General features: G+C 43.7%; 24 protein-coding genes. 12 read left to right on the top strand and 12 right to left on the bottom strand.

Going from position 1 to position 25,565, the window contains the following annotated elements; translation table 11 throughout:
* Window positions 1-84 precede the first annotated feature (84 nt).
* The 3 genes from JKP82_RS13890 to JKP82_RS13880 all read left to right on the top strand — a co-directional run bounded on the left by JKP82_RS13890 (window position 85) and on the right by JKP82_RS13880 (window position 3,251).
* A complete protein-coding gene (locus JKP82_RS13890) occupies window positions 85-1,761 on the top strand; it encodes a S41 family peptidase (RefSeq protein WP_218397479.1) in 1,677 nt (558 codons plus the stop codon).
* Entirely contained in the window at window positions 1,761-2,159 is a 399-nt protein-coding gene (locus JKP82_RS13885; protein ID WP_218397477.1) for a hypothetical protein, read from the top strand. Before JKP82_RS13890 ends, JKP82_RS13885 begins: the two co-directional genes overlap by 1 nt.
* Window positions 2,160-2,243: 84 nt before the next feature.
* On the top strand, window positions 2,244-3,251 hold the full coding sequence (locus JKP82_RS13880; RefSeq protein ID WP_218397475.1) for an alpha/beta fold hydrolase: 1,008 nt from the start codon (window positions 2,244-2,246) through the stop codon (window positions 3,249-3,251).
* A 60-nt stretch (window positions 3,252-3,311) separates the two neighbouring features.
* Here the strand turns inward: JKP82_RS13880 and JKP82_RS13875 are convergent, their stop codons facing one another.
* Window positions 3,312-3,653, bottom strand: coding sequence for a PBPRA1643 family SWIM/SEC-C metal-binding motif protein (locus JKP82_RS13875; RefSeq protein ID WP_218397474.1), 342 nt, complete (start codon window positions 3,651-3,653; stop codon window positions 3,312-3,314).
* A 787-nt stretch (window positions 3,654-4,440) separates the two neighbouring features.
* Here JKP82_RS13875 and JKP82_RS13870 point away from each other — a divergent pair.
* Window positions 4,441-5,115: a nitroreductase family protein gene (locus tag JKP82_RS13870; protein ID WP_159532546.1), complete on the top strand. Its 675-nt coding sequence runs from the start codon at window positions 4,441-4,443 to the stop codon at window positions 5,113-5,115.
* 65 nt (window positions 5,116-5,180) lie between these two features.
* Here JKP82_RS13870 and JKP82_RS13865 read toward each other — a convergent pair whose 3' ends face one another.
* The 3 genes from JKP82_RS13865 to nhaC all read right to left on the bottom strand — a co-directional run bounded on the left by JKP82_RS13865 (window position 5,181) and on the right by nhaC (window position 8,597).
* Window positions 5,181-5,711: a DUF1569 domain-containing protein gene (locus JKP82_RS13865; RefSeq protein ID WP_220099955.1), complete on the bottom strand. Its 531-nt coding sequence runs from the start codon at window positions 5,709-5,711 to the stop codon at window positions 5,181-5,183.
* An 87-nt stretch (window positions 5,712-5,798) separates the two neighbouring features.
* The gene (locus JKP82_RS13860; RefSeq protein WP_159532548.1) at window positions 5,799-6,917 is read right to left on the bottom strand and encodes a zinc-binding dehydrogenase; all 1,119 of its coding nucleotides are present in this window, start codon (window positions 6,915-6,917) and stop codon (window positions 5,799-5,801) included.
* A gap of 192 nt (window positions 6,918-7,109) precedes the next feature.
* Window positions 7,110-8,597, bottom strand: coding sequence for a Na+/H+ antiporter NhaC (gene nhaC, locus JKP82_RS13855; RefSeq protein ID WP_218397472.1), 1,488 nt, complete (start codon window positions 8,595-8,597; stop codon window positions 7,110-7,112).
* Window positions 8,598-8,792: 195 nt separating this feature from the next.
* Here nhaC and JKP82_RS13850 point away from each other — a divergent pair, with 195 nt between their 5' ends.
* Complete coding sequence (locus JKP82_RS13850) at window positions 8,793-9,650, top strand: PA4780 family RIO1-like protein kinase (RefSeq protein WP_159532552.1); 858 nt, start codon at window positions 8,793-8,795, stop codon at window positions 9,648-9,650.
* 160 nt (window positions 9,651-9,810) lie between these two features.
* Window positions 9,811-10,428: an outer membrane beta-barrel protein gene (locus JKP82_RS13845; RefSeq protein ID WP_218397470.1), complete on the top strand. Its 618-nt coding sequence runs from the start codon at window positions 9,811-9,813 to the stop codon at window positions 10,426-10,428.
* Window positions 10,429-10,506: 78 nt separating this feature from the next.
* On the opposite strand, the gene JKP82_RS13840 is transcribed toward JKP82_RS13845, so the two are convergent.
* The 4 genes from JKP82_RS13840 to JKP82_RS13825 form a co-directional block, all read right to left on the bottom strand.
* Window positions 10,507-11,679 (bottom strand): PQQ-dependent sugar dehydrogenase, encoded by a 1,173-nt coding sequence (locus JKP82_RS13840; protein WP_218397468.1) that lies wholly within the window; start codon window positions 11,677-11,679, stop codon window positions 10,507-10,509.
* 159 nt (window positions 11,680-11,838) lie between these two features.
* Entirely contained in the window at window positions 11,839-12,828 is a 990-nt protein-coding gene (locus tag JKP82_RS13835; protein WP_218397465.1) for a GlxA family transcriptional regulator, read from the bottom strand.
* On the bottom strand, window positions 12,828-13,724 hold the full coding sequence (locus tag JKP82_RS13830) for an EamA family transporter (protein WP_159532560.1): 897 nt from the start codon (window positions 13,722-13,724) through the stop codon (window positions 12,828-12,830). The genes JKP82_RS13835 and JKP82_RS13830 overlap by 1 nt, the downstream gene beginning before the upstream one ends.
* Before the next feature lie 30 nt (window positions 13,725-13,754).
* On the bottom strand, window positions 13,755-14,063 hold the full coding sequence (locus tag JKP82_RS13825; RefSeq protein WP_159532562.1) for a DUF1272 domain-containing protein: 309 nt from the start codon (window positions 14,061-14,063) through the stop codon (window positions 13,755-13,757).
* Between the two features lie 230 nt (window positions 14,064-14,293).
* Between JKP82_RS13825 and JKP82_RS13820 the strand changes: the two genes are divergently transcribed.
* Together JKP82_RS13820 and JKP82_RS13815 are read left to right on the top strand one after the other, a co-directional pair.
* The gene (locus JKP82_RS13820; protein ID WP_159532564.1) at window positions 14,294-15,229 is read left to right on the top strand and encodes a hypothetical protein; all 936 of its coding nucleotides are present in this window, start codon (window positions 14,294-14,296) and stop codon (window positions 15,227-15,229) included.
* 332 nt (window positions 15,230-15,561) lie between these two features.
* Entirely contained in the window at window positions 15,562-16,806 is a 1,245-nt protein-coding gene (locus tag JKP82_RS13815) for a DEAD/DEAH box helicase (RefSeq protein ID WP_218397463.1), read from the top strand.
* 102 nt (window positions 16,807-16,908) lie between these two features.
* On the opposite strand, the gene JKP82_RS13810 is transcribed toward JKP82_RS13815, so the two are convergent.
* Together JKP82_RS13810 and JKP82_RS13805 are read right to left on the bottom strand one after the other, a co-directional pair.
* Window positions 16,909-17,241, bottom strand: coding sequence for a hypothetical protein (locus JKP82_RS13810; RefSeq protein ID WP_013783016.1), 333 nt, complete (start codon window positions 17,239-17,241; stop codon window positions 16,909-16,911).
* 113 nt (window positions 17,242-17,354) lie between these two features.
* Complete coding sequence (locus tag JKP82_RS13805) at window positions 17,355-17,798, bottom strand: DUF3010 family protein (protein WP_159532568.1); 444 nt, start codon at window positions 17,796-17,798, stop codon at window positions 17,355-17,357.
* A 578-nt stretch (window positions 17,799-18,376) separates the two neighbouring features.
* On the opposite strand from JKP82_RS13805, the gene JKP82_RS13795 reads away from it, so the two are divergent.
* Together JKP82_RS13795 and JKP82_RS13790 are read left to right on the top strand one after the other, a co-directional pair.
* Window positions 18,377-18,529: a hypothetical protein gene (locus JKP82_RS13795; protein WP_218397461.1), complete on the top strand. Its 153-nt coding sequence runs from the start codon at window positions 18,377-18,379 to the stop codon at window positions 18,527-18,529.
* 87 nt (window positions 18,530-18,616) lie between these two features.
* On the top strand, window positions 18,617-18,886 hold the full coding sequence (locus JKP82_RS13790; protein WP_159532570.1) for a toxin-antitoxin system YwqK family antitoxin: 270 nt from the start codon (window positions 18,617-18,619) through the stop codon (window positions 18,884-18,886).
* Window positions 18,887-19,295: 409 nt separating this feature from the next.
* Here JKP82_RS13790 and JKP82_RS13780 read toward each other — a convergent pair whose 3' ends face one another.
* Together JKP82_RS13780 and JKP82_RS13775 are read right to left on the bottom strand one after the other, a co-directional pair.
* Window positions 19,296-22,853: an ABC transporter permease/M1 family aminopeptidase gene (locus JKP82_RS13780; protein ID WP_159532572.1), complete on the bottom strand. Its 3,558-nt coding sequence runs from the start codon at window positions 22,851-22,853 to the stop codon at window positions 19,296-19,298.
* A 12-nt stretch (window positions 22,854-22,865) separates the two neighbouring features.
* On the bottom strand, window positions 22,866-23,747 hold the full coding sequence (locus JKP82_RS13775) for an ABC transporter ATP-binding protein (protein WP_159532574.1): 882 nt from the start codon (window positions 23,745-23,747) through the stop codon (window positions 22,866-22,868).
* A 277-nt stretch (window positions 23,748-24,024) separates the two neighbouring features.
* On the opposite strand from JKP82_RS13775, the gene JKP82_RS13770 reads away from it, so the two are divergent.
* Together JKP82_RS13770 and JKP82_RS13765 are read left to right on the top strand one after the other, a co-directional pair.
* Entirely contained in the window at window positions 24,025-25,206 is a 1,182-nt protein-coding gene (locus JKP82_RS13770) for an MFS transporter (protein WP_218397460.1), read from the top strand.
* Entirely contained in the window at window positions 25,199-25,342 is a 144-nt protein-coding gene (locus JKP82_RS13765; protein ID WP_220099961.1) for a hypothetical protein, read from the top strand. Before JKP82_RS13770 ends, JKP82_RS13765 begins: the two co-directional genes overlap by 8 nt.
* Window positions 25,343-25,565 lie beyond the last annotated feature (223 nt).

The following is a 25,565-nucleotide window of genomic DNA, read 5'->3' as shown; positions in this document are numbered from 1 at the left end:
ATATAGTCAGGTGCATCTTGATATGGCAATATTTGATTAATTCAATGGCCTGGGTTTTGTTGGCCGACTAGATAAGGAAAATCTATGCTGATAAACGCGCGCAAATGTACTGGTGTTGCTCTAGCTGTAACTGTTGCCATTCTAAGTGGTTGTGGAGGCAGTGGCGGAGGTGGCAGTACCACCACACCGGTAACCCCGACGACACCGGTAAGCAGTGCCCCTTCTTGGGAGCCTGGTGTTTTTGAATCACAATCTACTTTCATCGCGAAGTGTGAAACGCCAAGAACCGGCTCAGATCCTTTCACAGGCAGTGCTTATCCTGATTCACAAGGCTCGGCATTAGAAGAAAAGCTATGGTTACGTTCATGGACTAACGACACCTATCTTTGGTACGACGAAGTACCTGATAATGATCCCGAGAATTTCTCGGTATTGGCCTATTTCGACCAATTGAAAACCACAGAGTTAACGCCAAGTGGCACACTAAAAGATAACTTTCACTTTTCTCAAGATACCGCTGAATATAATGAGCTAACCCAAACCGGTGTCTCTTCAGGCTATGGATTTGATTGGGAGTTTGTTGCTAGCACTTCGCCCCGAGAGCTTGTGGTTCGTTTTACCGAACCTGACTCACCTGCAGCGTTAGCCAATGTACCTCGTGGCGCTTCATTGATTACGGTTAATGGTATCGACTTCGTTAATGACAATACCCAAAGCGGTGTAGACGCTATTAACACAGCCTTGTTTCCAGCTAATCCTGGCACGGTCACAAGCTTCGAATTTGAGTTGATTGACGGCAGCCCACTGGTAGTAGATATAACCTCCGCTGATGTAAGCGTAACGCCAGTGCAAAACGTTAGCGTGCTAGATACTGAAATTGGCAAAACAGGTTACTTTCAGTTCAATACCTTTATTCGCACAGCCCAAGATGGCCTTGTCGATGCGTTTGATTTATTCGTAGATGAGAATGTAACCGAACTGGTAATAGACCTGCGTTACAACGGTGGTGGTTTACTAGCATTAGCTTCTCAGGTTTCCTATATGGTAGCAGGCCCTAGCCAAACCAATAACGCTATTTTCGAAACCACGCGCTTTAACGATAAGAGCGGCACAACAAATCCGGTAACCGGTGGCACGGTGCAGGCAACCCCATTTTATAGTAACGAAATTGACTATAACGCCGGCGTGCTAACGGACACTTTATTACCTAGTTTGTCGCTTACACGTGTTTACGTGATAACCACGGGTTCAACGTGCTCTGCCAGTGAAGCGGTAATGAACGCATTGCGGGGTGTCGATGTGGAGGTGGTACAAATAGGCTCCACCACCTGTGGTAAACCATATGGTTTCTATCCTACTGATAACTGCGGCGAAACCTATTTCACTATTCAGTTCCAAGGCGTGAACAATAAAGGCTTCGGCGATTACTCTGACGGTTTTATGCCGGTAGCATCCCCTAGCTTCGACTTCGAACTACCTGGCTGTGATATAGAAGACGACTTTACAGCAGTGTTAGGTAATCCTGAAGAAGGAATGTTGGCAGCGGCCTTGGAATATTCTGCTACCGGCAGCTGCCCTGTGGTTGCTTCAACAGAGGAGCTCACTAAGGCTAACGCTTTAGGCAATCAAGAAAACGCTGCTAGCACGTCGAATAGCCAAACCGGAAATGCCCTGATATCTATCGATAACCCGAATACGCGTAGAAACACCTTTATTTTGCACAATAAGGTTAACGAACCTGTAATTGAGGAGCGCCAGTAATGGCGCTTTTTAAGCTAGTTTTAGGTGCTGGTGCCATTTCATTTGCTTTAGCAAGTGGGTGCGCAATAACCGCAGTGCCAAGTGAAAATGACTTAGTTGACGCGCTTACTGACGACTTGAATTTTGCCCAGAAACAGATAATAGAGACTAAAATTAGCGACTGGTTTGGCGGTGTAAAAGTTACCCTTGCCGACGATGTATTTTCTGAATCTTCGCAAGTTAGTATTGAGCGTAAAGCGCACTTGGACGAGAGAAGGTTACCTATTGAGGGAAGGCACAATAACCCCGCATTTACGTTTACGTTGCTGACCGATGGAAAGGACTGTGTATTGCGTAACGACCAAACTGGTGATATTGAAAAAATCGCTGAGATGACTTGTTTGGCAGAAGCAAAGTGAGAAAAGAAAGAAGGGCATAGTACATAAGTACCTTTAAAATACGTAGCCCCTTTCTATGGCTTAACTAAATTGCTAGGAGCGAACATGAAGTTATGGATTAAGATTCTTTTGGTTTTGTTGGGGGTCATACTTATCCTTGTTGTGTGGGCGGCAGTGTTGGATAAAGAATTTACGGAAACCAGTAATGCCGCCTATAGACAAAGTACCGGCGTTTTATTTAAAGAAGCAGGCATATCCCCTCAATCGAATTTTGTGAATACACAAGGGCCAGTTAAACGTGTTCATTATTACGAAATGGGTGAAGGCGAGCCTTTAATTCTGATCCATGGCGGGGGGGGTTATGCTTCACAGTGGTTTACTATCATGGAAGAACTGGCTAAGTCTTACCATTTGTTTGTTTTGGATCGCCCAGGAAGCGGCTTAACCGACAACTTTAGCTATGATGGTGTGAACCTGACGAAACATGGTGCAGAGTTCATTCGATCTTTTATGGACGCTTTAAATTTAGACAGTGCCCACTTGATAGGACATTCGATGGGTGGACTTTTCAGTGTGAATTTTGCAGATATTTACCCAGAACGCGTGAGAAAGCTTGTGTTGATTGGGCACCCAGCAGGAGGCACCACAACGATCCCGCCCCAAGTTATTTTGATGGGCCTACCGGGCGCCAATAAAATACTATTAAAGCTAATTGGCAAACCGACAGTTGAGGGAAGTAAGGACTTTCATGGCATGATGCTGGCGCATAAACCGGAACAATTATCTGATATCTATTGGCAAAATGATGTTAATGCCCAGCTTATTCCCGGAAATGCTCGCACATTCAATTCACTGCTTGAAAACTGTATAGAATTTGGCGGATTTAAAGAGGAATTCCTGATCCAAAATACATTGTTTAGCCTATCCCACAACGTGACTTTTATTGTTGGTGATAAAGATGTTTGGGACACTATTGAAAATGCTGAATATTTAGTATCAAAAATGAACAACGCCTCTATTCACATTATCAAAAATGCCAGTCACTTACCTTGGCTCGATGCGCCTGAAGAAAGCGGGCAACTAATTTTGAATGCATTGAAAGGAAAGAATTAGGTAGGGCAGAGTACTTTTGAGACAAAGCAATAATGTACTCTGACCTTATTTAGCTTCGCGTTAGCCACAGCACTTCTTATATTTTTTACCACTACCGCAAATACAAGGGTCGTTACGTGCAGGGGCTTTTTCTACTGTTACAGTGCCTTTTTTATTTAGTATTACTGTTAACGCTTGTATAGATTCGACCGCGCTTTCCGTGGTATCAACTGTAATATCTGCATACAAACCAGCTTCTGCCACTAATGCCTTTACTTCATGTTTTCGAGCTTCATTAGTTACTACTAATTTAAGCGGATATTTTTTACTACCGGCAATACGGCTAGCGTTTCGTTCATAACCGTATGTTAGGGTCGTTTGACGGGCGTCTTTACGACCTTTAAAAAAAAATTTATCTGACATTTGGTGTTCCAAATATTTAAAAGTAGAAGGTAGGTATCATCATTAAACCGTCACAAAAACTCGCTAACCAACCTGTGTTTTGGATGAGAGATATCAAACTGAAGTGATTTTCACCATACACTTCAATTTGAGAACCATTAGCTATCTATTTCTAATCCATTTTAACGAGGGAAAGTCATAATATCTTTGCCTACATTAACGCGTCCATAATGCTGTCTAGTCGTTCTAAACTCATGAGGAGCAATAAAAACAGGGGGAAGCTTTACTTACAGGCGTTACTTATCCAAGATTCAGGTTGAATAACACACCGTAAATAATAAAGAGTAATGTGATGATCTGCTTATGCCTATTCTACTACAAGTGCAAAGCCCACACATAATCTACTTGAGATTAACCTAGCCTATAGAACAAAAATAAAGCGGGGCCAGAGTACTTTTTCCAAATAAAATTCCTTCTGCACATACTCTCACTCCCTTTTTCTTACTGTCTTTTCGACTAGCTTTAGCAAGTACAGGGTTGTGGTGATAGCTAAATTTATTCAACGAAGTAATAACCGTGACCTAAGTACCATGATGCAAGCTTTAGGCGCGTGTATGTTAGATATTTTAACCAAAAGTACAAGCGGACTGGAAGGCGATGGGAAGGCAGGCCATCAAACCACGGTGCCATTGAGTGAAACGCAAAACTTCGCTTAAAAGGCTCTGGCTAATGTACTCATCTCAAGTATTCGGTTAATGTGCTCAGTTAATATATTTTGCCCCATTAATTCTAGAAATGAGACTACATAATGCAACCACACGACCACTCACCGCTAGATGACTTTGTTGAATATCCAGAAAATGAAATGATGTCGCGCAGCGCTGACTTTTTGCAAACGATGCAACGCAGGCACAGCATTCGCCATTTTAGCGACAGGCCTGTAGACAAAAAGGTTATCGAAAACTGCCTTTTAACGGCTGGCACTGCGCCGAGTGGTGCCAACCACCAGCCTTGGCATTTTGCAGCAATTAACTCCGCCACGGTAAAGCAAAAAGTAAGGGAACAAGCTGAAGCACATGAGCGTGGATTTTATGAAGGACGTGCTGGGAAGCAATGGCTTCAAGACCTCAAACCGTTAGGCACAGATTCAAGTAAACCGTACTTGGAATTAGCACCTTGGCTTATTGCCGTCTTTAGCCAGAAGTCTGGCGAAACAGAAAGCGGAGACAAACGCCAGAATTACTACGTTCATGAGTCGGTAGGCATTGCTGTGGGAATACTGATTACCGCCTTGCACAATGCGGGTTTGGCAACGCTAACTCACACACCAAAGCCCATGAACTTTTTAACGCAAGTGTGTAGCCGTCCAGAAAATGAACGGGCTTATATGCTGATTGTTGCCGGCTACCCCGCTGCTGAAGCCACTATTCCAGCTCATGCAAAGCAGAAAAAGTCACTTGAAAGCATCGCCAGCTTTCTTTGATAAGATAAATCGGCTCTAAGTGCTATGGATTAAAGGGCTTATAGTTTGTAATAAATCTGAGCGTTTTAAGTCGTTTCTATTTCCAAGAGGTGATTGTAAAAGTGCATGGCATGCGCTTTCTCATATTCCTGCTTGTTTAGATTTCCATAAGCAAAGTGCTCTGCCAATGGCCCTGTGTAGTGGCGAAATTTAACCATTGCCGCTCTAAACCGAGTGTATGCAGAATTAATATCTCCGCGTTCTTCAATTGAAGGAGCGCCAGGGATTGCTTCGCTTAAACCGTGCGTCATTTCTTGTCTTGCAGAAAAAACAGAAAAGGCCATCTTGCCCACAGTATTTTTGAATAAGTCGGATTTATGCTCAGGATAACCCAACATTGAGAATTCGACACTTTGCGCACAATGAATAAGAATTTTATAAAGATCCCAATCACCTAGCGTCAATACATCTTGTTTGATTACTTTATCTAACGTTTGAATTGAGGCATCGATACTCAGTGCTTTACTACTTGATTTACCGTCAAGCCATACTATGCCGGTTGCACCTATAGCTGCACCTCCAGCAATAATACCCAAAAGAAAGTTTCTACGATTCATCAATTTATTCCACAAGCGGTAACACTATATTAGGTAAAAATGGGGGCTTGCTACGCGTGCGCGTACTTACGAATGCCCCCTGCTCCATTATTTATTTGGCACAATCAGATACTTTTCACCAGTCTTCTTCGCATTGTATAGCGCTACATTTTCTGGCTGAAGCGCTTCTTCAAGGCTTAATTCTTTGGTGTAAGAAGACGCAAATGTGGTATTTATTTCAGTGGCCACCTTCTTGTAAAGCTCACCCACGCGCTGTTTATTTAATTTACCAAGGAAGCGCATTAGTAACCAACCACCTATTCCCCACGTCATACCATAAGCACGGTTCAAAATGGTTGGAGAGAAATCTAGGCCGCCGTATATATACACTTGCTTGTTGCTGTCAGAACCATAGGTGTTGAAGCCTTTGGCATCTTTACTGCCAGACGCTTCCATCATGGTAAGAATGTCGCTTACTAACTCGCCGCCGCCAATGGCATCGAAGGCTAAAGTTGCGCCTGTTTTATCTATCGCTTGGTAAAGCTGGGCTTTAAAGTTTTCGCTAGTAGAATCGAGCACAATTTTAGCGCCCAAATCTTTAAGAATTTCTACCTGTTGCTGACTACGTACAATGTTAACCAAATCTACACCTTCTTCTAGGCAGATTTTGTTTAGCATTTGGCCCAAGTTAGATGCCGCTGCGGTATGTACTAAGGCTTTATGGCCTTCCATACGCATGGTTTCTACCATACCAAGTGCAGTCAACGGATTTACAAACGAAGACGCCGCTTGCTGCGCCGTTGTGCTTTCCATATGCGGCAAACACGCTTGAGCTGGAACACATGCATATTCGGTGTAAGCTGCGCCAGTAAGGATAGAAACGGTTTTACCCATTAGTGCTTGAGCTTCAGGGCTGCTACCAGCTCCAACAACGGTTCCCGCTCCCTCATTACCAATAGGTAACGTTTGATCAAGACGCGACTTAATACGCATTAACAATGGTTGATGTACCGGTGCAACTAAGGCATTTTTGCTGGCATCAAAGGTTGCTTTATCAAGGCTGGCTGGGCCGAACATGGGCCACATATCGGAAGGATTGATAGGTGAAGCTTCCATACTAACAATCACTTCGTGTGGCTTGGGCTCTGGCACATCTACCTCTTTGATAGATACCTCTAGTTCGCCTTCTGATTTGATAAGCGTAAAAAGCTGTTTGGATTTATTCATTTTGGTTGTCTCGCTATGTTAATCAAGATCTACGTGTGAGCTAAGCTAACATGACGTTAACATCAGTAATATTTATATTGGTAATATATATAGGTGCAGATGAGTTATAAAAAATAAAAAAGGGGTAAGAGTACATTTCACGTAAAACGTACTCTTACCCCATGATTGCGCCCCCATTATTTGCGGTCTTATTTAATCCGTCTTCGGAGAGCCATTTTCGTTAAATTCAGCAATTGCCTCGCCGGAGCTCTTCCAACGTTCACGCTCTTCATCGCTTGCTTTAGGTGAATACAACCCTGTATACGCATAGAAAATACCAATTAATGGCGCAGTCCAACAGGCAAAGGCCAGCGGAATGTACAGTAGGTTTTCAAGGTTATCGCCAGATACGCCTAAACCCAGAGCAGTGATCACGAATGCTCCACCCGCATTCCATGGAATAAGTGGCGACATCAACGTGCCCCCCTCTTCAATGCCCCTGGCAAGGTTCAAGGTGGAATAGCCCATTCCTCGGTATACCGGTGAGTACATACGCCCAGGTAACGCCACTGACAAGTAGGGGTCACCAGCTACTAAATTAGTCGCAAATGCGGTTCCAACTGCAGCAGTTTGTGTGCCTGCAAATGTGGTTGCTTTGCTCTTTATCGCATTAATAATACTTCGCAAACACCCTGTGGTTTCAAGCGCGCCACCAAAACCTAGTGCAATGAGTACAAGCGAAATAGTCCACATCATTGACTGAATACCACCACGGTTTAATAAACCATCAATCTCAGAAATACCTGTTTCAATCGAGTACCCGTTATTGGCAAAATCAAATATCGACTGTAAGTTCTGCCCTTGGGTAATCATTGCCATTGCACTACCCACTACAACACCAGCGAATAGAGAGGGCAATGGCGGGCATTTCTTAAGTGCCAGCGCCATTACAACGACAGCAGGTAGCAGTGCCCAGGGAGAGATATAGAAGTTATCTTGTAGCGCGTTAGTAATACCCGAAATTTTTTCAAATGAAACGCTTTGCGTGTCGATAACAAAAAAGCCAACGGCTATGTAAATTACCAATGCTATTAACATGGCCGGCATTGTGGTCGCCATCATATTTTTGATATGAGAAAACACATCGGTTCCCGTCACCGCTGGGGCCAAATTTGTAGTGTCAGATAAGGGCGAGACTTTATCACCAAAGAAAGCACCAGATACTACCGCTCCGGCCGTCCAGTACATAGGAATATCGAAGCCCTCGCCAATACCCATTAATGCTAATCCAACTGTACCGACACTTCCCCAACTGGTCCCTAAGGAAACAGAAACCACTGCGCATATTATCATGCCAGCAGCCAAGAAGATTTCGGGAGATAGGGCTTTTAGCCCATAGTAAATAATGGTGGGAACGGTTCCGCTGGCTATCCAAACACCTATAATCATGCCAACGGTAATGAGGACCGACACCGATGGTAAAGCAACATGAACCACGTGAAAAATACCTTCTCGGATATCTACCCAAGTGAGTCCCAAATACATGCCAACCAAACTGGTTAGCGCTAGCCCGATAGTTAGCGGAATGTGTGGTTCGAATACGCCAAAATAGAATATCTGGGTACCCAAGATAATAAGGGTTAGCACCACAGGGGTTAAAGCAAGTAACAAACTGGGTGTGACAGGTTGCTTGTCATTCATGTCAATGTCCGTTATTTAGAAATCCATTCTTAAATCACATACGGTTATTAGCCTTTAACAGATCGGCTAGAAAAAAGTGCCGCTAGTTCACTGCTCTTAATTTTCAACACTGGTATACTAGTTAAGCAAATTAAATAAACACAGAGCACCTTTATCAACAATGACTAAAACCCAACACCATTTAGCAGGCAATGAGTGAAGATACCTAAACGCCTACAACCCCTCGTCGATGATGGTTTAATTGATGAAGTACTAAGCCGCTTAATGAGCGGGAAAGAAGCCGATGTTTTTGTTGTTCGCTGTGGTGAACATGTTCGTTGCGCAAAGGTTTATAAAGATGCGGTTAAACGTAGCTTTAAAAAAGCGGCGCAATATCAAGAAGGTCGAAAAGTGCGAGGCGGTCGACAAGCACGTGCTATGGGCAAACGTTCTAGCTACGGACGCCAAATAGAAGAAGAGATTTGGCAAACCGCAGAGGTTGACGCCCTATCTCGCTTAAACGAAGCTGGCGTGCGTGTACCAGATACATACTGCTGTATAGACGGCGTGCTGCTGATGGAGTTGGTGTCGGATGAACACGGCGATGTAGCCCCCCAATTAGGGCATGTTAGCTTCAGCAAAGAAGAAGCAATAGCCCAGCATAAACTCATGATGCACAATATTATGCTAATGCTTTGCACGGGCATTATTCACGGCGACTTGTCTGAGTTTAACGTTCTTGTTGATGACAAAGGCCCTGTGATTATCGATTTGCCACAAGCGGTGAATGCCTCAGCCAACAACAGTGCTGAAGCCATGTTTGCTCGCGACGTTAATAACATTCGCCGTTACTACGGCGAGTTTGCCCCTGAGCTATTGAATACTAACTACGCAAAAGAAATGTGGGCGCTGTTTGAAGAGGCTAACCTAACGCCTAATTCTGTCCTTACGGGTGAGTTTGAAGATAACAGTGAAAATGCTGATGTCGACGCAATTCTTGAAGAAATACAAGCAGCTGCAGACGAAGAGCAAGAACGGTTAGCGCGTATTAATTTTTCGGATGATGATAATTAAGGGGAGCAGAGTACTTAAAGTTATCGCGTTACCCGCCGTTGCTCAATGCTTATTTTAACCGCACGAAATTGAAATAGGATTAAATGCTAGACGCAAAATTTAGTAGGTGCTAAATTTACGCCGCATTCGCAAAGCAATGTGATTTTATAAGGACATTTAAATGGAATTAAGAAGTAAATTAACAGCATCTTTGGTCGCACTTATTGCGGTTTCTTCGCCAGCTTTAGCTGATGACCATACTGCTAAAGGCCCGAAATGGGATCTTGCTGAACTCGGTTATGTGCAAACTGAAATCGACGACGATGACTTTTCTCCGTCAGGCTTCAACGCCTCATTCTCTAAAACGCTTGGTGAAGGTTTCTACCTCACTGGACGCTATCGTGATGTGAGCGAAGATGTAAATGTTTTTGGCCTAGACGTTGAAGTAGAGCTATCCCAACTGTCATTGGGTGGTGGGTATCGCTTTAATGTAACAGAAAGCACCGATGTATTTGCCCAAGTGACCTATGAAAACTTGGAGGTGGGCGCTTCAGCTCAAGGTAATTCGGAATCTGAAGATGACAATGGTTTTGGTGCCACTATCGGCGTACGCTCTATGGTGACAAACGCACTGGAGCTGGGTGCTCACATCGGTTACCTAGATATTGCCGAAGAGTCAGAAACGGCTTTGGGCGTATCTGCATACTATTACTTTACTGACAACATCGCGGTAGGTGCCACCTACGAAGCATGGGATGGTGTAGATTTTATAGGCCTGAATGCCCGTTACGCATTTTAACGGACTGGTAGGTAATCAAAGCCCGATTTACCCGGGCTTTTTTGTGCTCTTTCAATTTACCCTAATTAGTTTTACTTGCTAGGTATCGGGCTGAAGTTTTATTAAACGGCCGCCTTCTTTGTCTTCAAGTACATATATGTTGCCCTTGTTATCTTGTTCCACCTCACGAACCCGTTTACCCCATTCGTAACGTTCCGCCTCTTCCACATTCCACTTTTGACCGTCTCGACTGAAAGTAACCCGCACCAACGCTTCTGAAGACAACCCGCCTATGAAGCCATTCCCTTTCCAGTCTTTGTACATGTCACCCTTATAGATAATAAAACCCGCTGGGCTTATAGCAGGTACCCACGCATTTTCTGGAGCTTTATAAATCGGGTAATCTTCGTGATTCGGTATTTTTACACCGGAATAATGGTCGCCCTGCGAAACAACGGGGTAGCCGTAGTTGCGCGCTTTTTCAATAATATTAAGCTCATCACCATGACGGGGGCCCATTTCATGGGACCATAAATTCCCCTGTTCGTCGAAATCAATACCCAATGGGTTACGGTGCCCTAGCGTCCATATTTGCTCTGTCACGCTACCGTTGCCATAAAATGGATTATCCTGTGGCACGCTTCCATCTGCATTTAAGCGCAAAATTTTTCCCAAGTTCATCGCCATGTTTTGCGCTGGCGTAAATTTCTGCCTGTCTCCTGACGTAATAAACAAGTAGCCGTCCGGCGAAAACGCCATACGATGTGAATAGTGCCCGTTTCCGGTTACTTTCGGTGATTGATGCCAAATAAGTTCTCTGTCAGACAAGTTTGCGCCGCTATCAGAAATATTTAGCGTTGCCCGCTCAATCACAGCCCCACTGTAGGCATCGTCTTTAGGATCGCGCTCTATGTAGGAAATATAGATGGTGCTATTCGTTTTAAAATCAGGGTGAACAATTACATCACCTAAACCACCTTGCCCTCGCGCTTTAACGCTGGGAGTGCCGGTTACTGCAAAGCGTTTCTGTTGGTTTTTATCAAGTAACCATAGTGCGCCAGCCTTTTCTGTTACTAAACTATGCCCATCAGGTAAAAATGCCATTGCCCAAGGGTTTTCGAATGACGTTATGGCTTCTCCCACAAGCATAGTGCCCTTACTGCCTTTCAGCTCAACCTGAGTTGGAAAATCAGGCTGAGCCGACGCACCGAAGGAGGTTGATAGAATGGTAAAAAGAAGAGTCAGCTTTTGTCGCGTGTTAGGTTTTCGCATGGTCGTTGTTAACCTTGTAAAAGGTTCGCGTAATACTTGTCACACCTAAATGTGGCACGCAAATGATGATTAATAACGATGTTTACGCGTGTTTATTGGGTACGGCTCACTTGCGCTAACATCGGCTAATTTCCCTTCGTTTCGCTGCCCGCCGTCAACCTACCGATAGGATGAGGGCGGGCTGTTGTGGTATCTGGCCCAAAGACGCCTAAACTGCCTTGGGTCTTCAAACCCACACCGCTGGGCGATTTCTTCTACCTGTAACGGCGAGTGCTGCAAGAGTTGCTGGGCTAAACTCAATCGCAATTTGTAAATATACTCTTTACTAGTAATGCCGGTGCTGTCTTTAAATAGGCGTGCAAAGTGGCGTTTACTGCAATGCCCTAAATCAGCCAGTTCTTCTACACTCCAATTTTTAGCGGGGTCTTGCTGAATCTTATCTTGAATTCTATGAATTCTTTGCTGTAAATGGTTTCTGTGCTCCAGATACGGTGACAAACTAGGATCTTGCATACCTCTGCGAATAAACAAAACCATTTGTCTGGCTATATTTGCAGATACTTGGGGGCCAACGTGCTGCTGTACCAAGTGAAGCGCCAAATCAATTCCAGCTGATACGCCAGCACTCGTATACACATTGCCATCTTGCACAAACAATCGATTTTCAAGTACTTGTTTAGCGGTGAGTAAAGCAGATAACTCATTGCAATGCATAAAGTGTGTGGTGCATTTTTTATTATTCAGCAACCCGGCTTTCGCCAACACCAACGCACCCGCACAAACACTGATCACTTTGACAAATTGATGTTGTGCTAACCACCCACACACCTTATGCAGCGAAGACGTATCAAGGTTAATTTCATTACCCACCATGCCCGTTACCAATAACCAAGCGTTTGGTTCAACGGTAGTTGGTAGAGGGTCTACCGACAAGTTCATACCAAGTGAGTTTTTAAGCAAAGTCTGCGGCCCAACAAAATACAGTTTAAAATGGTTTTTTCCGTAGCGATTTGCATAAGCAAAAACCTCTGCTGGCCCCACCACATCTAACATCAACAGCTCTGGTAGCAATACTATATAGATGGGTATTATTTCGGTGTCGGCCTTTGTATTAGCATTAGTTTCAAAAGTGGCAGCAGAATCGGTCATTATAAACTCACCGCCGCTGCTTTACGGCGAAAGCGCCCACCAAAGGTATTAAGTAGCAGGCCAAACAATACCAAAATAATACCCAACCACTGCATAGGCGTAATACTTTCACCAAGCATGAGCGCAGCAGAGCTTAGCCCTACAATAGGAACGCCTAATGACAAAGGGGCAATTTGGCCAGCCGGATAACGGGTTAATAGATAACTCCAAAGCCCATACCCCGTAATAGTGGCCCCAATCGCCAGATACAGTAAAGCACCAAACGACACCCAACTAAACCCACTTAAACTAGTAATAATTAGCTCTGGCCCTTCAATAAAATAACTGCCGATGAAAAATGGAATAGGCGGTACCCATGCACTCCATACCACTAAATTTACGTTCGAATTAAAGCCCCGATTGCTAATGCTTCTTGCGCTAATATTACCCAATGCCCAGCTTGCCGCACCCGCCATGGTTAAACCGAACCCAAGGGCTGTGATGCTATGTTCATCCTTACTTAGTGCGATAAAAGTTAAGCCAAACGCGGCAATAAAAAAGGCCCACACCTGATAATTTTTTATTGATTCTTTTAGAAAAAACATAGCAAAAATCATGGTAAACATCGCCTGTGCTTGCAGCGCAAGCGACGCTAACCCAGCGGGCATCCCATAGGCCATAGCTGAAAATAAAAATGCAAATTGCAGGAAACTAATGGGCACAGCATAGGCCACCCACCATATAAACGGGGTGTTCGGTCGTTTGAAAAATAACGCCCCCACCGATGCGACTAATAAAAAACGCAAGCCGCCCATTAATAAAGGAGGCATACCTTCTAACCCCCAAGCAATAGCAACAAAATTTACGCCCCATACCACCACAATAAATATAGCGATCAATAAATCCTTTCCTAACATACCCTACCCTTTTTCGCTGATATTAATTGATTAGCGTTGATGCGCCGGAATATGTTTCATTTTGTCTACAAATGTAGTGATTTCTTGCTCACTGAGTTGTCCGACGACCTTCTCGTTACTTGCACTATGATGCTGCAAACCCAAACCCGGACGATACGCTTTTACGGGGCGTATAGGCCTTCGTTGCAAGTCACCGCCGCAGTTAGGGCAAACTCCTTGCAAAATTCCTTTTAAACAATCTTCACAGAACGTACATTCGTAAGTGCAAATATAGGCATTTGCTGAGTTAGCAGGTAAAGATGCATTACAGCATTCGCAATTAGGTTTAAGTATTAACATAGAGATATGCACTGATGATTGTTCATTACGATACTATGCCTGTTTGCACATGGATGATAGGGCAAAAACTTATTCTTAGCGGGTCAAAAAGGCCATAAGTAGGGCTAAACTACTTTTAGGGAGAAGAGGCGCTGAGTTTCACCATTCTTAATGAACTTATAATTACAATTAATTTTAGATATAGTATTTAAAGTAGGTCATAAATCTTAAAATAATTATAGAGGGAACTTATGAGGGCTGTTTGGGATTGGCTGGTAACGCATCGCGCTATATCAGTTTTTATCGTACTGGTTATCTACGGGTTTGGACTATTGGTTATTGGAGCTTATAAGGGTATTTACCTCCAAGATATAACGTGGGTAGCAAAAGAAGTTCCCGTTAGTGACTCATATACCATTTCATTTTATGCTTCAGCAGCGCAAGATTTTTGGTTTTTCTTTTTTGTTGGTGCAATAGTCTCACTTCTATTTACTATTTCGCCCAAAGAAGAATGTATCGAAAACAAAATTAACTTTTTATTTAGAGATGTTCCCCACAATGGCTCTCTTATGGAGTTTCTAAAGGAAAAGTTTAACGAGAATTCTTGCAAATTGATTTCCGCAAAAAAGGAAATCTCTGTATTAGAAGAAGACAGTGGTTTCTTGAACCTTTCAATCTATTCTAAATTCGAGATACTCAACATGCATCACTCTACTCCACTGAAAGACGAGTTTGGCATTTTAGAGGTCTACACAGATGATACCGTATTAAAAAGTCCTAACCACGAAAATTGGGGAAGAATAACTCGGTGTGAGTTAATCCGAAAAAATGGTAAATCGAACGTTGTAGAGACTGGCCGAATATTGAAAGGCTCAGAGCCTTATAAGAGGAAGTACGACATTGAACTTGCCCCAGGAGAGGTTGCTGAAATAATAATCAACTACGATTTATGGGTTGATAAAAAAGAGAGTTTCAAAATAACCCCCTCATTTTTCACAGATATTTATGACGTTTATGTATCTAGTCAGTTAAGTCGTCCTTTGTTAGTAGATTATAAAACGAGGACCGACACTCAGGTAGGGCCCGTATCTCAGGAACAGAAGACGGTACATCAAGAAATGGTGGAAATCGGCAGTTTCTCAAATTTGAGGGTTGATTTAGATTCAATACACTTAAAATTCAACTAACCCAATGAATTATATAATTATTTTTATTGGCTGCAATTACCAAAATAGTTTAAAATAATATAATAACTAAGGAGTTTAATATGACTGTTAATAGTGGATGCAAAGGATAGCATTGAAGTTAGGGTTCTAGCTTCGTGAAAAGGTAGTTCCCCCCCCTATCTAAGGCTTTACTGCTAATATCATCGGCGTTGTCCACCTATCAACGCCTGCTGTTTTTTCTGGTGATTGTTTCCTGATAAATTGGGTCAGTGTGCTTTATCGTAGACTGTGTACTCTGCCCCTATTATTCAAGTATTATGGCGCCAATGTTAATACCTCGCGGGCTTCCCTCTATGTCATTTTGCGCTTTAGGCTTATGTACCGAACTTGTAAACACCGTTGCTGAAAAAGGCTATATCACGCCTTCACCAATTCAACAGGAAGCTATTCCAGCAATATTGAGTAAGCAAGATCTTATCGCGATAGCACAGACAGGAACGGGGAAAACAGCGAGTTTTTCACTGCCTATTTTGCAGCTATTGGCAGATATGCCACGCCCAGAACCCAATTATATAAGAGCCCTGATCATAGCTCCAACTCGAGAGCTTGCCGCACAGGTTGCCCAAAACGTAGAACAATATAGCCAGAATTTAAAAGTCCGCTCAACGGCCGTGTTTGGTGGCGTGCGGATTGAACCTCAAAAATATGCGTTAGCGCAAGGTGTTGATATTCTCATCGCAACGCCAGGGCGTTTGGTAGACTTATACGAGCAAGGTGCAATCAACTTCGATCTTCTTGAAATATTGGTGCTAGATGAAGCTGACCGCATGTTGGATTTAGGGTTTGTTGACCATATTCATCACATACAAAAGCTTCTGCCTGAAAAACGTCAAACCCTGCTATTTTCCGCCACATTTTCAAAAGAAATTAAAACATTAGCAAACACGATGCTGAGCAACCCTATGACTATTGAGTTAGCAAAGGCCAATGATCATATCGAGAAAATCACGCAAGTATTACATCCGGTAGACAAAGAGCGAAAAAACGAGCTTCTCATTCACCTTATTGAAAACAATGACTGGTCTCAAATATTGGTATTTACGCGCACTAAACGAGGCGCAGATGGCTTGAGGAATGAACTCGAAGCGAAAGGTATTGTTGCCGAGTCTATTCATGCAAACAGAACGCAACAAGCACGCACATTGGCGTTAAATGGTTTTAGAAGCGGCACTATTAAAGTACTTATTGGAACAGACCTAGCCGCTAGAGGCATTGATATTCAGCAATTGCCATGCGTGATTAATATTGACCTCCCCTATGTAGCTGAAGACTATATTCATAGAATAGGACGCACGGGTAGAGCATCGTCAAAGGGCTTAGCGATATCACTTTTCAGCGACGATGAAGCCAAACAATTGAAATCAATCGAACGTCTTCTTGGCAGGCAATTTAAAAAGACATTTATTACTGGGTTTACGCCAAAGCCAAAACCTAAGCCTCCTGCTGCTAAGGTAGAAGAAGACTTATACGGAAATTTTGAAGCTGACGATAAACCAAAGGGTAAAGGCCGTTCAAAAGGTCGTAGAAAGCGCCGCTAGTTCAGGAAAAGGAAATAATGGAGTCTGAGTACGTTAAACAGATAGTACACTTTAGATAACCTACGTTAAGGAATGTCCCCTGCCCCCATTATTTCAGCACTTTCATCGCTCAAAAAACACATCAACTAAATCGGCAAGGGTCTCTTCCAACTCTTCTTCGAAAACATCAATATCGATATCAAAACTATTCATATACTTGTCTGCATTCTCACGCGACACAGTAATGTTTTTCATTTGAAATTCTAGCTCAGGAAGTGATTTATCGTAACGGGGTTTCACAACCCAACGCAAACAATGACCGCGGTTGTCTTTCAGTTTTTGTTTTGCAAAAACACAAAATTCCTCGACATAGTCTGCTCCTTGCGGGCCAAGGCAGCCAGGTTCAATACGACACATCACCAACAATTTTTTGTACAGAGGGAGTCGAGTTTCCATTATATCTTTGAATAGTTTAAAAATTTGATTATCAGCAAATTCAGACCATATTGCCAGTGTAAATAAAGGAGTCGAATATTTTTGAAAAAGTAATGTACCCGGCTCCTTTTATTCTATTCTGCTTGCGAAGCGTATTCGTTATGCATTAACCATGCATAAGCGGTAGTGAAGGCAGGTTCTTGAAACTGCTTCAAACCCGTTTCGGCAAAAGGCACTGCAATTGGGTTTCTGCGTATAGACTCTTTAATATCAGTTGAGCTAAATACAACAACATCTAACCCTTCAATCAATTCAATAACCGCTTCTAATTTGAAGCCAATAGCGCTTCCAGCAAATTTACCTTTGCTTTGACGCTGGCGAATTATCACAGCATCAATTTTGTAGTCGGCAACAAGTTTAGCGAAAGTACTTTGAAAGCTTTTGAGCCCTTTAGCACTGGTATCGGCTAACGTTAACCGGCGTGTACGGCAGTCGGGAACATGAAACAAACCATCTATTAACGACAATAGACACACATTCGCTTCGTTACCTTTTAAATCTACACCACAGACTTTCATATTCATTCCTATTTACATTTATCAGCCATTATAGCGTGTTTTGCTAATGATATTTATCAACACTCAGCTTTCTTTGCCAACATCATAATTTTTGCTATGAAAATGGCAGCAGATGGCTTCCTATCAAATCACTTACTCGCTCAATTTTAAAATCATAAATGGGTTTGAACGTTTATTAAGCTGTCTTTAAGACTGTTTTACTTACGCTCAAGAAGTAGAAAGGGAATATCATGATAATGGTCAACTCCAGTTCGAAGGATTTTATATAGAAAAAAATGGCGATATCATAGCCAACTACAGAAGATATTTTAAAAACGGTGAGCTAGAAACTCGGTTAGTTACCGTTCCTGAAAAACCGGGGTTTGAGAACTTCACAGTAGTGGGTTATGTCGCCCCCGGTTTATTGTCGAGAAGCTTTACCATTGAAAATGGAAAGTTTCTGGGTGACTTCGTATTTAATGAGTATTATGAAAATGGCGATATGCACACACGCATTTCAGGGTCGTCAACGTTGCCGCAATTGACTTACAAGGAATATTACAGCAACCGTAAAATTAAGACTGAAGTTACAATAGAGTTTGATAAGGAAAGAAAACTTCTACTATTACATCATGTATAACGCCGAGCTGTTTGCCGACCAATTTATCAGTCAAAATACATCAGGCACCTTCATTAGCTATCATCCAAACGGTAATATCGCTGTTAAAAGCAGTTTTGTTGATGGTGAGTAAGAAGGGGAATATCTGTATCTCACGCCTAACAACGAAATTTTAAAAAAATACACAGTCAAGAACGGAGAAGAACTTGGCCCAGGCGAGGTGAACACGTTTTACAGCAATGGCCAACAAGAAACTCATACAGAGACCTACAACGGCTTAAAAAGCGGCCTTAGGAGTTTCAAGAAGGGTATGTGGAGAGATTATGAATACCATTCGAATGGTAACTTAGCTGAAGAAACTACCTATATAAATGAATACAAGTCAGGAAAATATCAAAAGCTCGATGAAAATGGCAGAATTTTAAAAGCAGGAAAGTATTTGGCGAATGAGATGCACGGCGTGTGGCAGCTATATGATGAAGCCCATTGAAAAACAATTTATGGGAAATACGACAACGGTGAGTTAATCAAGGCAGCAAATAACCTTTTCAATACGATAAAAGCGAAAAATTTATGCGACGAAACTTTATCTGTTCTTACTTTTGTAGAGGACGATTGGCAAATCGAAGGCTGGATAAGTATAGCACCCAACTCAACTAAAAAGATTTTAGAAACACAAGCCAGTGCTTACTTCGTTTATCTCGAATCTAATACGTTCAATTGGTCTGGCTCAGTGGAAAGACGGTATCAGGATGATGAATATGGATTTTCAGAAGTGGCGCTAGAGGACGAGTTTTGTAAAGGTTATACGCAAGTTATTAATTGTGATTAATGAAAAAATGGGGTCAGAGTACTTTTATAGTAATGTACTCTGACCCCTTTTATTCCACTTCTATTACTTAAAGTTGAATTACGTTATCGCCGCTGTCCCTGTCGATCATTTTCACGAAGGGGTCTACCCCCACATAGGCAGGCTTTTCTTCCACCGTAACGGTAAAAGTATTTTCTCCGCTAACGAGCTTGTGCTTCTGGTTGTAAAGCACTTTGGTGTCGCCAGACACGTCCTCGGGATCGCCGCTAAACAACGCGATATCGATGTACTCATTCACTGCGCCTTCAGTCTCACGCCCCGCGCCATCAGCCTCAAATTTCGCAGCCGCAACGGTCATGGTCACTTCGAACTTACCGTCGCTGGTTTGTTCTGCGTCTGCTGACAACATTTTCAAGTCATATAGCGTGATGCGCTCAAACAAATCGGCAATAAACTGCTGCTCTTCTTCTGTGGCCTGGGCGTTTAGCGCAGCTTGAAGATCTAGCGTAGTCGGATACGGGTTATCACTGAACTTATACTCCTCTAAGAAGTTTTTAAGCGCGGTATTAACACGTTCCTCCCCTAAACGGTCGAGAATAGCCATCATGACTACCGAGCCTTTGCGGTAGTGAATATACTGCTGGTTCTCACTACGCATGAACGGCATTTCCTCAATAAGCTCGCTGCCGCGATCGCGTAAGTAACGGTCGAGTTCGTATTTAAGGAAGCGGCGCATCTTGTCTTCGCCAAAGCGTTCACGCAGCACCATTATGGCACTGTACTGAGACAAACTTTCAATGATAATAGACTGCCCCTGCACATTCGCCGCCCCTACCTGATGTCCCCACCACTGGTGTGCAACTTCATGTGCCGTAACATAGTACACGTAGTCTATATCTTCCGGGTCGCGCAAATCCGCGATAAAACCAATTTCCTCCGAGTACGGCACGGTATTAGCAAAGCTCTGTGCAAACGAGCGATAACCTGGAAACTCTATAATGCGCATCTGTCGGTGTTGATAAGGGCCAAAGGCGTTGGTGAAATAATCCAGTGAATCCTTCACACTTTGTACCATCACATCCACGTTCCAGTTATGTTCTGGGTGATAATACACCTCGATATTTACACCGTTGTGAGCGTCCTTTTTAACGTCATGGCGTGCCGAGAGGTATGAGAAGAAATTCACGATAGGGGCATCCATTTTATAATGAAAATAGCGACGCCCGTTCTCCTGCCACTCTTTTTGCAAGTAACCAGGTGCGATAGCAATCTGATCGCTGCTAGTAGACACGGTAGTTTCAAAGTCGATAAAGGTTACGCCTTTACCAAAGCCACTTTCAGCGTAGCGTGAGGAATCTTCCAATTGATATGAACGAGGGCGTTCTGGCAGATCGCGCTTGCGTCGCTCGTGCCTATCTGCAATCAGGTATTGTGGATTGAACCCGAAAGAAGGAAACAGCGAGTAATTGTCGATGAAAGTCCCATTTTCAGCCACTTGAAGATCGAAGTTACCGTCTTTAAAGCCCTTATGCTCACGCAATACTGACACGGTTCCGGTTCGGGTTTCGCCTGGCATCAAAGGCTCTTCAAACGTCATCCATGCTGCAGAGAGTGAGTCGAAACGTTCGCTAACTTGCGCGCCGGGAATAACGATACCCCACTCAGTAGTGAATTGAGGCACGGAAATTAGGGTGCGCGAAATGGGCTCATTAAATGGATTGCTTACTGTAATGTCTGCAGATACTTCGACACGGCGGGCTTCGGGATAAATATCAACATTCGCATTAACACGGGTTACCACCGGAATAAAATCGTCCTCGTACTGAGCGAATTGCCGTTCGTATTCAGCCTGTAACTCGAAACCTTCATCTTGTGTAAGATACGTATTCACTACCTTGGTATTATAATGAATGTAGCCACCTGTAAGCACGAATACGATGAGGCTTGCCGCCAACACCGTTTTTCCGGAAGTACCTAACTGATAACCCAGTAGCTTGAAACGGTGTTTTAGTGAAACTTCCGGCCCGCGCTGCCACATGGCATAACCTACAGTGAAAAGAGCCAGCGATAGCGCGCTCCAGTAAAGCATATACCAAGCAAATGGCCCTAAGAACCAGCCCCAGCCGTTTAAGTCTGAGTACAGCACTTGTGGGGCGTCACTAAAGCTCCACATATTATGCTCAAGCCCAAGCTCAGCAAACACTAAGCTAATAATGAAGTAAGCCACAAACAGCAGCATACCCACAAATTTATTCGGGCTTAACACCTGAATAAAGAATGCCAACACGGCCAGTAGCGCCCACGGTACCCAGGACACAAAATAGATCCCAATTAGATAGGTGCCGAAATCAAAATCAAAGTAGCCCTGCGTAGCCTGATAAATGACCGCAAAAGCAATACCAATTGCGAACAGCAAAGCGGTTACTGCCCACATCGCAAGCAGCTTAGATACCCAGAACACAAGGTTAAACGCAGGTGTAGAATCGATAATATCGCCCATCCCCGATCCACGCTCGCGCCAGACAATTTCACCACTATAGTAGGTGATGACGATAAGCATCATCAGCCCGTAACTTTCGCGAATGAATTCGACCATCTTGTAAGTCAACGGCCAATTTGAAGTGCCGTAAATGCCCCCAATAGGCACGAAGTACAACGCAGTAAGGTTGAACAGCGTGAATATCATTAGCACAAGCAGCGCAGGGCTAAACATTACTTGGCGCATTTCGAAGCCGATACGGGTTAGTAACTTACTAAGCTGTTCGCCATGCTGCGATTTTATGGTTAGGTTCAGGCTTTGTGGTGGTGGAATTTTTGATGCTTTTGTGGGCTTCTCTTTACGGGCTTTCTGCTGCCAGCGCATTTGATAAATGCTGCCGACGGTTGCCAAAATAACCGCGCCTATGCCAAGCCAAATCAAACGGTTTTGTAACAACACACCTTCTAACGACACAACGGCGGTGTTCTTATCAAATACGGTCCAATAACGGGTTACCTCTCCATAGGTGCGCAGGCCAAATGGGTCTAACAGTGCACCGATAGTGCGGAATTCCGGCTCAGACGTTACCACTCCGCTTATAAGGTAAAAAATAAAGATCCCCATGGCTACCAGATACGCCGCCATCATTGAGCGAAGGCGCTGGGCAATAGCGTAAAATATCATTCCCAATGCAAGCATGCTGGGCACTGAGAAGTAGAAAAAGGTGGTCAAATAGAAGCTTAAGTTCGTGGGCCCTATCCGTTCCTGATCTATCCAAGGCATCAACGAGCCTAATAAAATAGCGATGGGGACCATAGCAAATACGCAAAGGCTGACCAGATAGGCGCCAAAAAAACGGCCTAAATGATACGGCAGCGGTGTAATGGGTCGCGTATAGACTAGTTCGCCCATGTTGCTGGAGTGATTGCGTGTAGCCGTACCGGAAACAAAGTTAACCAGCAGGAATAACGCAAAAATACTCATGATTAGCGTGGTTTGAGTGATAGCAAACGAGCCGTTATAGAGTACGTTACCACCGCCACCAATACGCACATTGTCGGTGGTTGTCGCCATAAAGGGCAATAGGAAAAACGCCAGCATGGTGACGTAAAATGAGGGTTGGCGAAGATAATATCGCCATTCAAAAGTGAGGCTGTTCAAAAACATCGTTATTCTCCCTTACGCAGCAGTCGCAGCGCGGCTGTTATGCAGCGTAGAGAAATATACGTCTTCTAGGTTAGCCGGCGCCTGTTCGAAGCCCTCTGGCGGTGTGTCTGCCATAACATGAATAACATGCTTTCCGGCAATTAGACGAGCCGAGATAATATTAAGGTGCTGTTCGAGTTCGCGGTACTCTTCTTGGCTAACCTGTTTGCGCCAGATGCGCCCTGCCAGTTCGTGTGTCAGGCTTATTGGGTTGCCTTCCATTAAGATTTGCCCCTGCCCCAACACCGCCATTTTCGGGCAAAGTTCAGACACATCATCAACAATGTGAGTAGATAATATGATGACCTTCTCTTCACCTAGGCTTACCAGCAAATTATGGAACCGGTTACGCTCTTCAGGATCAAGTCCCGCCGTAGGCTCATCAACGATAATAAGGTCGGGGTCGCCAAGTAACGCCTGAGCAATACCAAAGCGCTGACGCATACCACCAGAATAACCACTCACAGCTTTATCTCTGTGTTGCCATAAGTTTGTGTGAACTAATAGGCTTTCTACCGCCTCTTTGCGGTCTGACTTACTGTTTATTCCTTTTAATACCGCAAGATGGTCTAGCAATTTTTCAGCACTAATGCGCGGATAAACGCCGAAATCCTGTGGCAGATACCCAAGACGCTGGCGCAGCGCATTGGGATCGGCCAGAACATCGATATCGTCAAACTGAATGGAGCCTGCGTCAGGTGTTTGCAACGTGGCAATGGTTCTCATTAATGATGATTTCCCAGCACCATTCGGCCCTAGTAACCCAAACATTCCTTTGGGAATTGACAAGTCTATACCGTTCAGGGCTTTAACCCCATTTGGATACGTTTTGGTAAGGCCGATAATACTGAGCATGAACATTCCTTTAGTTTTATATTTTTCAACTTTCAGACTACGCCGTAATGGCTTGTATGTTAATTGAAAACTTGTAACAAAGTGCGAAATTTGGTCAATACAATAAAAATGAGAGCAGAGTACTTTTCAGGCAAAAAAGTATTCTGCCCCACTATTTATATTTTCAAGAACCGCAAAAGTGTTTTGTTATTAGTGCTGTTTTTCACAAACAAATTAATCGTCACACTGTGTGCACTTAAATAACGGCTCTTTTGAGCCACTTTTGTGAGGATTAACAATGCCTATTGCATTATTTGCGTTAACGTTAAGTGCGTTTGCTATTGGTACTACCGAATTTGTGATTGTGGGGTTAGTGCCCACGATAGCGTCGGATCTTGGCGTAACCCTACCCAGCGCGGGATTACTCGTTAGCCTTTACGCTGTTGGCGTGGCTGTTGGCGCCCCTGTATTAACTGCATTAACCGGTAAATGGAACAGAAAACATGTACTGCTAAGTCTTATGGCTTTGTTTGTTGCCGGTAATATCCTTGCTTGGCAGGCACCTAGTTACGAAAGCCTAATAGTGGCGCGTATCTTAACTGGCCTTGCCCACGGTGTGTTCTTTTCAATTGGATCTACTATCGCCACCAGCTTGGTTGCTAAAGAGAAAGAAGCCAGTGCCATTGCTATTATGTTTACCGGCCTTACCGTTGCCTTGGTAACAGGTGTACCGCTTGGCACGTGGATTGGACAAAGCTTTGGATGGAGAGCCACATTCTTAGTGGTATCTGCGCTTGGCACTATTGCGCTTATTGGCAGTGCGTTACTTGTGCCAAACAACTTAAAACAGAGTAAACCTGCGTCGTTAGGCGAGCAAATGAAAGTATTGGTTCAGCCCCGTTTAGTCTTGGTATACCTAATGACCATTCTAGGGTATGGCGGTACCTTTACCGCGTTCACTTACCTTGCGCCTATTTTGCAACAAGAATCAGGATTCGCGCCTTCTGCGATTAGCTTGATCATGCTGGTTTACGGTGTCTCAGTTGCTATTGGGAACATATATGGCGGTAAATTAGCTGATAAAAAAGGCCCTATTCGCGCGCTCACTATTATCTTCAGCGCTTTGACCATTATCTTATTCGCCCTAACCTTCACCATGGGTCACAAAATTGCTGCAGTGATTACTATTCTAGTGTGGGGTGCGTTTGCATTTGGAAACGTACCTGGCCTTCAAGTCTATGTTGTGCAGTTGGCGGAAAAATTCACACCAAATGCGGTAGATGTTGCTTCAGGGCTAAACATTGCAGCGTTCAACATTGGTATTGCGGTAGGTTCAATTGTTGGCGGTGCCATTGTAGAGGGCATGGAACTGTCTGATACCGCATGGATAGGCGCTGCTATTTCTGTGTCTGCGTTAGTGGTAACAAAGTACAGCGGTTACTTAGATAAACGTGACGCTTCAACTACGATAAATGCGTAAGGGTGCCATTATCAATACCTACACGTTTGATAAACTAGCAGCGCACGACTTTTCAGTAGGCGCAGAGCTTCCACTAGATAACGACTGGGCACACTTTGATGCCACAAAAGGTACGCCGTTTGGCGTACCTGATTGAACTCAACATCACAGCCGTATCTAGTTTGCAGCGTCTTATGAACGACGGAGAAGCTTTATTAAAGCGAATAACAGAGCAACGTTTAGTGGTAGAATTACCCCCAAGTTTTTGCTTTTGAAAACCTCAACGATGCGCTTCGTTATTCTAAATAAGCCAAACAAAAAGCAGTGGTGACTGTTGCCCCCTTTATTTGAGAAATATTTACAATTTTATTCGTAAGTTA

The sequence above is a fragment of the Alteromonas lipotrueae genome, from assembly GCF_019249215.1.
Classification (GTDB): domain Bacteria; phylum Pseudomonadota; class Gammaproteobacteria; order Enterobacterales; family Alteromonadaceae; genus Alteromonas; species Alteromonas lipotrueae.
This window is presented reverse-complemented; position numbering and strand designations above follow the sequence as displayed.